Genomic DNA, 14,015 nt, shown 5'->3' with positions numbered 1-14,015 from the left:
CGGCGGGTATTGCGGGACCGCCCCGTCTAGCGGAACGCGGTGTCGAGGATCTCCTGCTGTTCGACCGCGTGCACCTTCGACGAGCCCGACGACGGGGCCGACATGGCCCGGCGCGAGATCCGCTTGAGCCCGGTCAGTTTGTCGGGCAGCAGTTCGGGCAGCTCGAGGCCGAACCGCGGCCAGGCACCCTGGTTGGCCGGCTCCTCTTGCACCCAGAAGAACTCGTTGGCGCCGGGGTAGCGGTCGAGCGTCTCGTTGAGCCGGCGCTTGGGCAGCGGGGCGAGCTGCTCGATGCGCACGATCGCGACGTCGTCCCGGTTGTCCTTGGCCTTGCGCGCCACCAGCTCGTAGTAGATCTTGCCGCTGGTCAGCAGGATCCTGGTGACCTTGGTGCGGTCACCGATGCCGTCCTCGTAGGTCGGCTCTTCGAGCACGGAGCGGAACTTGATCTCGGTGAAGTCCCTGACGTCGCTGACGGCGGCCTTATTGCGCAGCATCGACTTCGGCGTGAAGACGATCAGCGGCCGCTGAACCCCGTCGAGTGCGTGGCGGCGCAGGAGATGGAAATAGTTCGACGGCGTCGACGGCACCGCGATGGTCATCGAACCCTCCGCCCACAGCTGCAGGAAGCGTTCGATGCGGCCGGAGGTGTGGTCGGGGCCCTGACCTTCGTGGCCGTGCGGGAGCAGCAGCACCACGTTGGACAGCTGGCCCCACTTGGCCTCGCCGGAGCTGATGAACTCGTCGATGATCGACTGCGCGCCGTTGACGAAGTCGCCGAACTGCGCCTCCCACAGCACCAGGGCGTCCGGGTTGCCCACGGTGTAGCCGTATTCGAATCCGACGGCGGCGTACTCCGACAGCGGTGAGTCGTACACCAGGAACTTGCCGCCGGTGGGCGTCCCGTCGGTGTTCGTGGCCAGCAGTTGCAGCGGGGTGAACTCTTCGCCGGTGTTGCGGTCGATGATCACGGAATGCCGCTGGGAGAAGGTCCCGCGCCGGGTGTCCTGGCCGGAAAGCCGTACCAGCTTGCCCTCGGCCACCAGCGAACCCAGCGCCAGCAGCTCGCCGAAGGCCCAGTCGATCTTGCCTTCGTAGGCCATCTCCCGGCGCTTTTCCAGCACCGGCTGCACCCGCGGGTGCGGGCTGAAGCCCTCCGGCAGGGCGAGGAACGCGTCACCGATGCGGGACAGCAACGCCTTGTCCACCGCGGTCGACAGGCCCGCAGGAAGCATCTGGTCGGCCTCGACGGATGCGCTCGGCTGGACGCCGTGTTTCTCCAGGTCCCGGACCTCGTTGAACACCCGTTCCAGCTGGCCCTGGTAGTCGCGCAGCGCGTCCTCGGCCTCCTTCAGCGAGATGTCGCCGCGGCCGATCAGGGCCTCGGTGTAGCTCTTGCGGACCCCACGCTTGGTGTCGACGACGTCGTACATGGCGGGGTTGGTCATCGACGGGTCGTCGCCTTCGTTGTGGCCGCGCTTGCGGTAGCACAGCATGTCGATGATGACGTCCTTCTTGAACTTCTGCCGGAAGTCCACGGCCAGCTGTGCCACCCACACGCAGGCTTCCGGGTCGTCGCCGTTGACGTGGAAGATCGGCGCGCCGATCATCTTGGCGACGTCGGTGCAGTATTCGCTGGACCGCGAATACTCCGGCGCGGTGGTGAAGCCGATCTGGTTGTTGACGATGATGTGGATGGTGCCGCCGACCCGGTAACCGGGCAGGTCCGCCATGTTCAGCGTCTCGGCGACGATGCCCTGGCCGGCAAAGGCGGCGTCACCGTGCAGCATCATCGGCACCACCGAGAAGGCCTTCTCGTCCCCATCGTCGTGCGCGCCGCGGTTCAGCAGGTCCTGCTTGGCCCGGACGAGGCCCTCGAGCACCGGGTCCACGGCCTCGAGGTGCGACGGGTTGGCGGTCAAGGAGACCTGAATGTCGTTGTCGCCGAACATCTGCAGGTAGACGCCGGTGGCGCCGAGGTGGTACTTGACGTCACCGGAGCCGTGCGCCTGCGACGGGTTGAGGTTGCCCTCGAACTCGCTGAAGATCTGCGAGTACGGCTTGCCGACGATGTTGGCCAGCACATTGAGCCGCCCGCGGTGCGGCATCCCGATGACTACTTCGTCGAGGCCGTGCTCGGCGCACTGGTCGATCGCCGCGTCCATCATCGGGATCACGCTCTCGGCGCCCTCCAGCGAGAACCGTTTCTGCCCAACGTATTTCGTCTGCAAGAACGTCTCGAATGCCTCGGCGGCGTTCAGCTTGCTCAAGATGAATTTCTGCTCGGCCACCGTCGGTTTGACATGTTTGGTCTCGACGCGCTGCTGCAGCCACTCTTGCTGCGAGGGCTCGAGGATGTGGGTGTATTCCACGCCGATGTGGCGGCAGTAGGCGTCGCGCAGCAGGCCCAGCACGTCGCGCAGCTTCTTGTACTCGCAGCCGGCAAAGCCGTTGACCTTGAACACCCGGTCCAGATCCCACAGCGTCAGCCCGTGGTTGAGGATCTCCAGGTCGGGGTGGCTGCGGAATCGGCTGCCGTCCAGCCGCAGCGGGTCGATGTCGGCCATCAGGTGGCCGCGGTTGCGGTAGGCCGCGATCAACTCCATCACCCGGGCGTTCTTGTCGACGATCGAGTCCGGGTTGTCGGTGCTCCACCGCACCGGCAGGTACGGGTTGCCCAGTTCGCGGAAGATGTCGTCCCAGAACGCGTCCGACAGCAGCATCTCGTGGATGGTGCGCAGGAAGTCCCCGGATTCCGCGCCCTGAATGATCCGGTGGTCATACGTCGAGGTCAGCGTGATCAGCTTGCCGATTCCCAGCTCGGCGATGCGCTCCTCGCTGGCGCCCTGGAACTCGGCGGGGTATTCCATCGCGCCGACGCCGATGATGGCGCCCTGGCCGGCCATCAGCCGCGGCACCGAGTGCACCGTGCCGATGGTGCCCGGGTTGGTCAGCGAAATCGTGACGCCCGCAAAGTCTTCGGCGGTCAGCTTGCCGTCGCGGGCCCGGCGCACGATGTCCTCGTACGCGGAGACGAATTCCGCGAAGCGCATCGTCTCGCAACCCTTGATGCCCGCCACCACCAGCGAACGCTTGCCGTCCTTGCCCTGCAGGTCGATGGCCAGGCCCAGGTTGGTGTGAGCCGGGGTGACCGCGGTGGGTTTGCCGTCGACCTCGGCGTAGTGCCGATTCATGTTCGGGAACTGCTTGATCGCCTGCACCAGCGCGTAGCCCAGCAGGTGGGTGAAGGAGATCTTGCCGCCGCGGGTGCGCTTGAGCTGGTTGTTGATGACGATGCGGTTGTCGATCATCAGCTTGGCCGGGACGGCCCGGACGCTGGTGGCGGTCGGCACGTCCAGCGAGGCTGACATGTTCTTGACGACGGCGGCCGCGGCGCCGCGCAGCGTCTGCAACTCGTCGCCTTCCGCGGGCGGGGGAGTCGGGGCTTTGGCTTTGGCCGGTGCTGCCGCGGGGACGCTGGCGGCACCGTTGCCGGCGGCCGGTTGGGCCGGCGCCGCGGTCTGGGCGGACGGCTGGGCGACCGGCGCGGGTTGTGCTTGCGGGGCGCTCGCGGCGGCGCGGCCGTCGCCGGCGGCCGGGGCGCTCGAAGCCGAGTCGTTGGTCGGCTCGGGGTTGTAGTCGACTAGGAACTCGTGCCAGCTCGGATCCACCGACGAGGGGTCATCGCGGAACTTGCGGTACATCTCCTCGACCAGCCATTCGTTCTGCCCGAATGGTGAACTTATGTTGCTCACGACCGCTGTTCGCCTCAATTCCTCTGTCCTGCAAGCGCTTACACAGCTCTTGCACGGCGCCTGTACGTTTCTCGGGCCCCGGATTGTGCAGCATGTCACAGTCGTGGCGATGCTCCACGTTTCCCGCCCTATAAAGGCTAACCTTTCGCCAGCAATTCGCCAGGGAGACGGGGTCCGGAGGGGGCGCTAGCCGGCTTCGTGGAACGGCGGCACCAGGTGCAGGGCGCGCGGCCACCGCACGGGCGCGGCGCCGAATGCCCGGTCGGCATTGCGGACGATCTTCTTGCCCGCGAAGTAGTTGCCCACGGCCCCGACGACGACCCCGATGCCCACCGGGAGCAGTTTGCCGAACACCAGGGCGCCGCGCCGCAGCGCGTACCGCTTGACCCACGACTTGAATAATCGCGAGTTCAGCCCTGAGATCGACGACAGTGGCACGGCGGCCACGCTCTCGGAAATCCAGCCACCGTTGGTGCGGCTCGGGCCGAACAGTTGGGTGACCGCTTCCTTACTGTTGTCGCCGACTAGCACCGACAGCACCAGGGCGCGGCGGCGTTCCCGGTGATCGGCGGGGATGTCGTAGACCACCGCGACGGCCAACACGAAGAACGCGGTGGCCTCCAGGAACGTCACCGTTTCCGCCGCGGCGGCAGACAGCGCGCTCAAGGTGCCGATGCCGGGGATCGTCGCCGCCGCGCCCACCGCCATGCCGCTGGCCGTCACCATGCCCACGTAGCGCTTCTGCAGCTTGGCGAGGATGTCGGCCGGGCTGCTGCTCGGGTGCGCGTTGCGCAGCCGGGACACATAGGCCTCGGCCGCCGGTCCTTGGATCCGCGAGCTCCGCTCGATGACCTGGGCCAAAGCCCGCGCGGACGTCTTGGGCCGGCCGTTGGTGGGCGTCGGCGCCTGCTCCGCGTGCGACATGCTAAAAAACCGGTTCGAAGACCGCTTCCGTCGGGCCCGCATCTTGCCTCTCCTGCAAATGGCGTCCTACCAGGCTAACCTGCGCGCTGCAGAACGCACGAAACCTTCGCGTGATGTACCCGGATCGGGTCAGTCGCTGCCCTCAATTGCGTCAGCGGCCATAATGCAGGCTGGATGTCCGTGACGGTCCGGGCCCGCCGACGAGACGGCCCCGTGCAGCCGGCCATCCACGGAAGCTGAAACGAGGTGGGTAGATGACCGCGGCGACGCCTCCGTCGTCCGGGATGACCCGGCGCGCTGCGCCGAACCCAGCCCACCTCACCAAGCGCTGGAACTTCCTCACCCAGAATTCCCCGCAATCCCAGAAGCCCCGGAACGCGCTCTGGGCGATGATGATCGGCTTTTTCATGATCATGGTCGACTCGACCATCGTCGCCATCGCGAACCCGACGATCATGACCAAGTTGCACATCGGCTACGACACCGTGGTCTGGGTGACCAGCGCCTACCTGCTGGGTTATGCGGTCGTGTTGCTGGTGGCCGGGCGGCTCGGTGACCGATTCGGCCCCAAGAACCTGTACCTGATCGGTCTGGTGGTGTTCACCGTCGCCTCGGTGTGGTGCGGGCTGTCGGGCAGCGCCGCCATGCTGATCGCCGCCCGGGTGGTGCAGGGAGTCGGCGCCGGGGTGCTCACCCCGCAGACCTTGTCGACGATCACCCGGATCTTCCCGGCGGAGCGGCGCGGCGTCGCGGTGAGCCTTTGGGGAGCCACCGCCGGGGTCGCCAGCCTGGTGGGCCCGCTGGCCGGCGGCGTGCTGGTCGACGGGCTGGGGTGGCAGTGGATCTTCTTCGTCAACGTCCCCATCGGCGTGGCCGGGCTCGCGCTGGCGTACTGGCTGGTGCCGGTGCTGCCCACCCAGTCGCACCGGTTCGACGTGGTCGGCGTCGCGCTGTCCGGCGTGGGGATCTTCCTGATCGTGTTCGGGCTGCAACAGGGCCAGGCCGCGCACTGGCAGCCGTGGATCTGGGCGATGCTGGTCGCCGGAGCCGGGTTCATGACGGTGTTCGTGTTCTGGCAGTCGATGAACACCGACGAGCCGCTGATTCCCCTGGTGATCTTCCGCGACCGCGACTTCGGCCTGTGCAACGTCGGGGTGGCCATCGTCTCGTTCGCCGCGACGGCGATGATGCTGCCGCTGACGTTCTACGCGCAGGCCGTGTGCGGGCTGTCGCCGACGCGCTCGGCCCTGCTGATCGCGCCGATGGCGATCGCCAACGGTGTGTTCGCCCCGTTCGTCGGCAGGATGGTCGACAAATACCATCCACGGCCGGTCCTCGGGTTCGGCTTCTCGGTGCTGGCGATAGCGCTGACCTGGCTCACCTTCGAGATGTCACCGGCGACGCCGATCTGGCGGCTGGTGTTGCCGTTCTTTGCGTCGGGCGTCGGGATGGCGTTCGTGTGGTCGCCGCTGACCGCCACCGCGACGCGCAACCTGCCGCCGCGCCTGGCCGGCGCGGGCTCCGCCGTGTACAACTCCGTCCGCCAGCTCGGCGCGGTGCTCGGAAGCGCCGGCATGGCCGCGTTCATGACCGCACGGATCGGCGCCGAGATGCCGCCGCAGCCGTCCGGCGGTGTCGGCGAGGAGGCGCCCGCCACGCTGCAACTGCCCGAGTTCCTGCGCGACCCGTTCGCGGCCGCCATGTCGCAATCGGTGCTGTTGCCCGCGTTCATTGCGCTGTTCGGGATCGTGGCCGCCTTGTTCTTGATCGGTTACGTTCCGTCGGCCGCGGCCGGCGGGCCGCCCGGGGTGGGCGATTTGGTTGGCGATGATTATGACGACGACGACTACGTCGAATTCATCCTTGGTGAACCGGAGGCCGCCCCCGCATCGCGCGCGGCGTACGGGCGCGCAAGCGGTGCCGGGACTCCGGCCGATCGTCCCGCCCGCCCGCGCCCGCCGTCGGCATGGCACAGCCGGCGCGACGACCCCGTTCCGAACGGTGGCCCAATCGGTTTCGCGCACAACGGCTCCCATGTCGACGCCCGTCAGCGGTTCCGTCCGGTAACCGAACTGTCTGCGCGCGCCTACCGGTCCGCCCCCCGCGATCGGCCCGCGCCGCCGCCCCCGCGGCCGCAGAACGGCTCGGCGCGCGGTCATCGGCACCGCCGCGATGCCGACGAAGACCCGACCGGTTACGGTCGCCACTCGTCCGGCAACTAGGCCCGGGCCGGTTGTCACGTCCGCTGCGTCAGCGCCAGAAATGCGCCCAGGTCGATCAACCCCGCGGGCGTGGTGGGCAGGTACTCGGTCAGCGACCCCGAGCGCACGATAACCGCCGCAAACTGAGCCCGGCTGATGGCGACGTTGAGCCGGTTCCTGTTGAGCAGGAACGACATTCCGCGCGGCACCACGTCCGCGGAAGAGGCCGTCATCGAGATGAACACCACCGGCGCCTGCCCGCCCTGGAACTTGTCGACCGTGCCAACCCGGGCCTCGCCGAGCCCGCCGGCGGTCAACCGGCGGCGCAGCAGCGCCACCTGGGCGTTGTAGGGCGCCAGCACCAACACGTCGGAAGCGGTCAGGGGCCGGGTGCCGTGCTCATCGGTCCACGGTGTTCCGAGCAGTCGATCGATCTCGGCGGCGATCGCTTCCGCCTCCTCGGGGCTCTCCGTCGAGTTGCCGTGGTGCCCGACGGTGAGCGTCCGGACGCCGGGCCGGTATCCGGCCAGGCGTCGGGCGGCGGTGCACTCGTGGGAACGCAGCCTGCCCTCGTAGGACAGGGCGGACACCGCGGCGCACACCGCCGGGTGCATCCGGTACGACAGGTCCAGGAAATAGCCCCGTTCGTCGGGCAGCGTGCGCTGGCCGTCCACCAGCCAGTCGAGGGCGGACGTGTCAACCGGGTCGGGATGGGTTCCCTGGCTGACCTGCGGCAGCTGCTGGGGGTCGCCGAGCAGCAACAGGTTCGCCGCGGCCGGCGCCACGGCGATGGTGTTGGCCAGACAGAATTGGCCCGCCTCGTCGATCACCAGCAGGTCCAGGCTGTCGCGCGGGACCCGATTGGCGTTGGCGAAATCCCATGCGGTTCCGCCCACCACGCAGCCCGCGGTGTCAGCGATGAAACTGGCGTAAGCGCCGCCGTCGATCTCCTGCCAGCGCGGGGCGTTGTGGTCATTGCGTTTCTTCGCCACCCGCGCCGGCTCCAGCCCGGCGTCGATGACGCAGTCCAACAGGTTCTCCACCGCGGCATGCGACTGCGCGACCACGCCGACGCGCCAGCCGTGGACGGTGACCAGGCGCTGGATCACGCGGGCGGCGGTATGTGTTTTGCCGGTGCCCGGCGGTCCATGCACTGCCAGGTACGACGAATCCAAATCCAGTACCGCGGCGGCGATGTCGGCTGCGGTGTCGGTGCCACGCGGCGGCGCGGTCCCGCTGAGCGTGCGGGGCGCGCGGCGCAGCAGGATGTCGGCGACGGCGTTGCGGGGTAGCTGCGGCAAGCCGGCCGCCACGGCGGTGGCCGTCGTTTCGATCGATTCGCGCAGTGCGGTCGTCGGAATCGGCGGGCCCGGGGTGAGCGCGAACGGGAGTTGGTGGAATGGCTTGCCGTCGTTGCCCACTCGCTCAACGATGGTCACCTCGGTGGGCAGCGCCGGGTCGTCGGCCTCGACGACAGTGGCGCGTCCGGCCGCCCGCCGGTCGGGATCGTCGGACATCCCCGGTGGGGCCGGCGGGTCGTAGAGCGCGAAGACGTCGGCCACCAGCTCCCCGCGTGCCAGCTCACCGCGCAGTCGGACCCGTCGCTGCCGCTTGCGCGCGCGGGGCGGCGTGTTCCAGTCGACGGCAAGCGACGCGTTCTCCGCGATGAAGACGTCGGTGTTGTCCGCCCATTCCTCGACGGGGAAGTTCAGCCGGTCAAAGTGGGCCCACCAGAACGGTTTGTCCTCGCGCCGGTGGTAGCCGCGCGCCGCGGCCAGCACTGCGACCGCCGTCTGCTCGGGAGTGCGCTCACCGATGGCGGGGTCACCGGTGAACCCCGACAAGGTCACCGCCAACTGGTCGTGGTCCTCGACGGTGTTGCCGCCCCGCACGGGCTGGGCGCCGACCGGTACGACGCCGGATTCGTAGGCGCGCAACATCAACCAGTTACGCAGTTCCTGGGTCGAGCGGCAGTCGTAGTGGTTGTAGTCCTCGATCTCCTTGAGCACGGAGGCGGCCTCGTCGCGTCGGCCGTCGGCCTGCAGTTCGCAGTACCGCGCGTAGGAGGTGATCGAACCGGTGGCCGTGGTCACGTCGCCGGCCCGCAGCTGCGCTCCCATGTAGAGCGGTTCCAGCGCCTTCAGGCTGAACGATTCCGCGCCCACGCGAATACTCTTGCGTACCAACGGGTAAAGGTCTACGAGCGTTCCGCTGCGCAGCAATTCGTCAACCTGGTCCTCGCCGGCCCCGTAGCGGCCGGCGAGCTTCAGCAGCGCGGTCTTCTCGTACGGCGCGTAGTGGTAGATGTGCATGTTCGGACGGCGCTTGCGGCGCTTGGCCACCATCGCCAGGAAATCGGTCAGGGCCTTGCGTTCGTCCACCCGGTTGTGCGCCCATAAGGGGCGAAAGCCGCCGGCCGGCCCCGCTTCCAGGACGCCGAACAGGTATTCCAAACCCCACTCCCGTCCGTCGACGGTCCACAGCGGGTCGCCCTCGAAGTCGAAGAACAGGTCGCCCGGGTCCGGTTCGGGTAGCAGCGTCAGCGGCTGCGGGTCGACGATCTCGAAAAGCGGTGTGCCGGTTTCGCGTTGGCGAACTTGAAGGCTCGCCTGGGCGGTCAGTTTGCCGAGTGTGCCGGACGCGATCTCCGGTACCGGGCCGGTGTGCCGGGCGAGCTCGGACACCGTGGTGATTCCGGCGTCGATCAACTTGTCCCGCTGGCCCACTCGCATGCCGGCGACCAGCAGCAGGTCGTCGGTGGCCCGCAGTTGCCCGGTGCACAACGGGCAACGCAAGCAGGCGCCCACGCCCTCGTCATCCCAGCGAACCGCGGCGCCCCCGGCGTGGTGCTCGTCCAGGAGCCGCTGCAATCGGGCGCGCTGGGAGCGGTAGACGGGAACGAGGTCGCGGACGCGGTAGCGCGCCGCCGTCCCGTCGCCCAGGTGCAGTTCGGCCTCGGGGGCCACCGGCACACCGGAGGCGGCCAGCGCGTCGGCGTAGGCGGCCAGCTGGAGCAGCGCGGTGACGTTGGCCGAACGGGCCAGCTTGGTGTCGATCACTCGGTAGTGCTCGTCGTCTCGCACCAAAAAGTCGGCGAAGCCGAGGAAGCGGCCGTCGAACATGGCGGCTTGATACACCGCGGGCGCGCCGCCGGCGATGGCGCGCCGGGTTGCCTCGGCGGCCGCCGCGAGGCCGGCGAGCGTGTAGGCCGGGCGGCCGATGACCGCAACGCCATCACCGAACTTCTCGCGTAGCCGGTCCAATTCGCGTCGCTCGTGCTCGTTCCCGAGGACCGCGGTCCGCGCGAGCAAATCATCCTCGACCGTGGCGGCGGGTCCCCGGCCCAGCTTCGCGTCGAAATCCCGCAACAGGGCGTACTCGCAGCGGGCTGCGGCGGCGAGGTCCGACGCGCTGTACACGATGCTGTCGCCGGTGACGAACACAGCAGCAACTGTAGGTGAGGGGACTGACGGAAACGGAGGCTCAGTGACCCGGTGCGTTACCGATCAGCTCCACGCCGTTGCCGTTCCAGTGGAATCGCACATCGGTGTTCAACCCGTTGATGCCGCTGGGGTAGGTCAGCGCCACCGTGTCGCCGGTGGTTTGCGACGCGTCGATGCCATTGAACCCGTAGGTGTCGGGGACCCCCTGCGGGATGAACTGCCCGAGATGGAACAGCACCGCCCGGGTGGTGGGATTGACGGCGTTGGTATTGGCCTTGATGATCACCGCCGACAGCTGGGCGCACTGGTTGTAGTTGCCGGCCAGTGGCTCGGGGTTCCAGCCTTGCTGGCTGCGCGGGTCGCGCGGGAGCTCAGAGACCACCTTCGCGATCGTGGGGGAGGCGAGGTTGATCGCGCATGGGTCCGCCGGCGCGGTGCTGCCGGGCGGTGCGGCGGCGCCGGAGGGCTGAGCCGGGGCGGTGATGGACGGGGTGTCCGTAGTCGTCGTAGCCTGCGGCGTCTTCGCGACCGTGGAGTCTCCCGAACCACAGCCGGTCAACGTCATGGCGATCAACGCGAGAGCGGCCGAGCCGGTCAGTGGCTCGGTACGGCGGGGTATCGACCACACATCGCGCACCGTACCGTCATCGCGCGCGCAGGTGTGACAGGCATGGCCGGGCCCGGCGCGGCTGTGCTCATGATCACGGGGCCTCGCGATCGGGGCCCGATGGTGGTGACCCGCAGCGCTCAGCTCCCGCTGAGCTCGCGATCACCACGGGGCCCGATGGTGGTGACCCGCAGCGCTCAGCTCCCGCTGAGCTCGCGATCACCACTAGACTCCTTGGACGATGACCCTCCCGGACACCTCGCCTGAGGCTGCCTCTCCGACGTTTGCCGACCTGCAGATCCATCCCTCGGTCCTGCGGGCGATCGCCGACGTCGGCTACGAGTCACCCACGGGCATCCAAGCCGCGACGATTCCGGCGCTGATGGAGGGCTCGGACGTCGTCGGGCTCGCGCAGACCGGCACCGGCAAGACCGCGGCGTTCGCGATCCCGATCCTGTCCAAGATCGACGCCGCCAGCAGGGCGACTCAGGCGCTGGTGCTGGCCCCCACCCGGGAGCTGGCGCTGCAGGTGGCCGAGGCGTTCAGCCGTTACGGGGCCCACCTGCCGAAGATCAACGTGCTGCCGATCTACGGCGGTTCCTCCTACACGGTTCAGCTGGCCGGGCTGCGGCGCGGCGCCCAGGTGGTGGTCGGCACCCCCGGCCGGGTCATCGACCATCTCGAACGCGGGACGCTGGACCTGTCGCACGTCGACTACCTGGTGCTTGACGAGGCCGACGAGATGCTCACCATGGGCTTCGCCGAGGACGTCGAACGCATCTTGGCCGACACCCCCGAGTACAAACAGGTCGCCCTCTTCTCGGCGACCATGCCGGCGGCGATCCGCAAGCTCACCACCAAGTACCTGCACGATCCGCTCGAGGTCTCCACCAAGGCGAAAACCGCTACCGCGGAGAACATTTCACAGCGCTACATCCAGGTCGCCGGTCCGCGAAAGATGGACGCGCTGACCCGGGTGCTGGAAGTCGAGCCGTTCGAGGCGATGATCGTCTTCGTGCGCACCAAGCAGGCTACCGAAGAAGTCGCGGAAAAACTAAGGGCCCGAGGCTTTTCCGCGGCCGCCATCAACGGGGACATTCCTCAGGGCCAGCGGGAGCGGACCGTCGCCGCGCTGAAGGACGGTGGCATCGACATCCTGGTCGCCACCGACGTGGCCGCACGCGGGCTGGATGTGGAGCGGATATCGCACGTCCTCAACTACGACATCCCGCACGACACCGAGTCCTACGTGCACCGCATCGGACGCACCGGCCGGGCCGGCCGCTCGGGGACCGCGCTGCTGTTCGTCTCCCCGCGGGAGCGCCACCTGCTCAAGGCGATCGAGAAGGCGACTCGGCAAACGCTCACCGAGGCCGAGCTGCCCACCGTCGAGGACGTCAATGCCCAGCGGGTGGCGAAGTTCGCCGATTCCATCACCAACGCGCTGGGCCGTCCGGGAATCGAGCTGTTCCGCAAGCTGGTCGAGGACTACGAACGCGAGCATGATGTCCCGCTGGCCGACATAGCCGCGGCCCTGGCGCTGCAGTCCCGCGATGGCGAAGAATTCCTCATGTCGCCCGAGCCGCCGCGCGAGCGGCGCGAGCGGCACACCGAACATCGGGAGCGTCCCGAAAAGCCAAGACAGACCAGACCCTTCACCACTTACCGCATCGCGGTGGGCAAGCGGCACAAGATCGGCCCCGGCTCCATCGTCGGTGCCATCGCCAACGAGGGCGGCCTGCATCGCAGCGATTTCGGCCACATCGCGATCGGCCCGGACTTCTCGCTGGTGGAGTTGCCGGCCAAGCTGCCGACGTCGACCCTGAAAAAGCTCGAGCACACCCGCATTTCGGGAGTGCTGATCAACCTTCAGCCGGACCGTTCGGCGACCAAGCCACGCAGCCGGGATGGCGGAAAGCCGCGCAGGAAACACACCGGATGACCCTGTCCGAAGAACAAGACGCCCAGGGCGGACTCGAGCAGACCGCCCACGTCGACCGGGTCGCCTCCCTGACCGGAATCCGTGCCGTCGCCGCACTTCTCGTCGTCGGCACCCACGCGGCCTACACCACCGGCAAGTACACCCACGGTTATTGGGGCCTGGTCGGCTCCCGGATGGAGATCGGCGTGCCGATCTTTTTCGTGCTCTCCGGCTTCCTGCTGTTCCGGCCGTGGTTGAAATCAGCGGCCACCGGCGGGCCGCCACCGTCGCTGAGTCGCTATGCGTGGCATCGGGTTCGGCGCATCATGCCGGCCTACGTCATCACCGTGCTGTTCGCTTACGTGCTGTACCACTTCCGCGAGGCGGGACCCAACCCCGGGCACACATGGCTCGGCCTGGCGCGCAACCTGACGCTGACGCAGATCTACTGCAACGGCTACCTGGGGAAGTACCTGCATCAGGGCCTGACCCAGATGTGGAGCCTCGCGGTGGAGGCTTCCTTCTACGTGCTGCTTCCGTTGCTGGCATACCTGCTGTTGGTGCTCGTCTGCCGGCGGCGGTGGCAGCCGAGGCTGCTGCTGGGCGCGCTGGCCGCGCTGACGCTGATCAGCCCGGCGTGGCTGATCCTCGTGCACACCGATCACTGGTTCCCCGACGGCGCGCGGCTCTGGCTGCCCACCTATCTGGCCTGGTTCCTCGCCGGGATGCTGCTGGCCGTGCTGCAGGCGATGGGCGTGCGCGGGTACGCGTTCGTGGCCATACCGCTCGCCACGATCTGCTACTTCATCGTCTCGACTCCCATCGCCGGCGCGCCCACCACGTCGCCGGCGACGCTGAGCGAGGCCCTGTTCAAGACTTGTTTCTATGCCGTGATCGCCGCGCTCGCGGTGGCGCCGCTGGCCCTGGGGGACCAGGGCTGGTACTGGCGGATGCTGGCGACGCGGCCGATGGTGTGGCTGGGGGAGATCTCCTACGAAATCTTCCTCATCCACCTGATCACCATGGAATTCGCCATGGTGTACATCGTCCGCGCCCACGTGTACACCGGTTCGATGCCGGGCCTGTTCGTCGCGACGATGGCGCTGACCATCCCCTTGGCCTGGCTGCTGCACCGCTTCACGCGCGTGCGAACCTGAGCGCCCG

7 protein-coding genes are annotated in these 14,015 nt (G+C 68.2%); 3 read left to right on the top strand and 4 right to left on the bottom strand.

Features of this window, described 5'->3' with window-relative positions; genetic code table 11:
* Positions 1–26: 26 nt before the first annotated feature.
* Together A5773_RS23670 and A5773_RS23665 are read right to left on the bottom strand one after the other, a co-directional pair.
* Entirely contained in the window at positions 27–3,755 is a 3,729-nt protein-coding gene (locus tag A5773_RS23670; protein ID WP_067792889.1) for a multifunctional oxoglutarate decarboxylase/oxoglutarate dehydrogenase thiamine pyrophosphate-binding subunit/dihydrolipoyllysine-residue succinyltransferase subunit, read from the bottom strand.
* A gap of 186 nt (positions 3,756–3,941) precedes the next feature.
* Complete coding sequence (locus A5773_RS23665) at positions 3,942–4,721, bottom strand: hypothetical protein (RefSeq protein ID WP_066952941.1); 780 nt, start codon at positions 4,719–4,721, stop codon at positions 3,942–3,944.
* Between the two features lie 212 nt (positions 4,722–4,933).
* Between A5773_RS23665 and A5773_RS23660 the strand changes: the two genes are divergently transcribed.
* On the top strand, positions 4,934–6,901 hold the full coding sequence (locus A5773_RS23660) for an MFS transporter (protein ID WP_082948367.1): 1,968 nt from the start codon (positions 4,934–4,936) through the stop codon (positions 6,899–6,901).
* A gap of 14 nt (positions 6,902–6,915) precedes the next feature.
* On the opposite strand, the gene A5773_RS23655 is transcribed toward A5773_RS23660, so the two are convergent.
* On the bottom strand, positions 6,916–10,323 hold the full coding sequence (locus A5773_RS23655; protein WP_067792883.1) for a TM0106 family RecB-like putative nuclease: 3,408 nt from the start codon (positions 10,321–10,323) through the stop codon (positions 6,916–6,918).
* Between the two features lie 40 nt (positions 10,324–10,363).
* On the bottom strand, positions 10,364–10,960 hold the full coding sequence (locus tag A5773_RS23650) for an LppP/LprE family lipoprotein (protein ID WP_066952947.1): 597 nt from the start codon (positions 10,958–10,960) through the stop codon (positions 10,364–10,366).
* 211 nt (positions 10,961–11,171) lie between these two features.
* On the opposite strand from A5773_RS23650, the gene A5773_RS23645 reads away from it, so the two are divergent.
* Both A5773_RS23645 and A5773_RS23640 read left to right on the top strand, forming a co-directional pair.
* A complete protein-coding gene (locus tag A5773_RS23645) occupies positions 11,172–12,872 on the top strand; it encodes a DEAD/DEAH box helicase (RefSeq protein ID WP_066952949.1) in 1,701 nt (566 codons plus the stop codon).
* Positions 12,869–14,008, top strand: a complete 1,140-nt coding sequence (locus tag A5773_RS23640; RefSeq protein WP_067261977.1) for an acyltransferase — start codon at positions 12,869–12,871, stop codon at positions 14,006–14,008. The genes A5773_RS23645 and A5773_RS23640 overlap by 4 nt, the downstream gene beginning before the upstream one ends.
* Positions 14,009–14,015: the final 7 nt, after the last annotated feature.

It is taken from the genome of Mycobacterium sp. 852014-52450_SCH5900713, assembly GCF_001667075.1.
Taxonomy (GTDB): Bacteria; Actinomycetota; Actinomycetes; order Mycobacteriales; family Mycobacteriaceae; genus Mycobacterium.
Note: the sequence above shows the minus strand (reverse complement) of the source record. Positions and strands in the feature narration are given on the sequence as shown.

Excerpts from the sequence above, each read along its gene's own strand:
- A5773_RS23665 (WP_066952941.1), bottom strand. The coding sequence starts at position 4,721 with ATGCGGGCCCGACGGAAGCGGTCTTCGAACCGGTTTTTTAGCATGTCG.
- A5773_RS23660 (WP_082948367.1), top strand. The coding sequence starts at position 4,934 with ATGACCGCGGCGACGCCTCCGTCGTCCGGGATGACCCGGCGCGCTGCG.
- A5773_RS23645 (WP_066952949.1), top strand. The coding sequence starts at position 11,172 with ATGACCCTCCCGGACACCTCGCCTGAGGCTGCCTCTCCGACGTTTGCC.
- A5773_RS23640 (WP_067261977.1), top strand. The coding sequence starts at position 12,869 with ATGACCCTGTCCGAAGAACAAGACGCCCAGGGCGGACTCGAGCAGACC.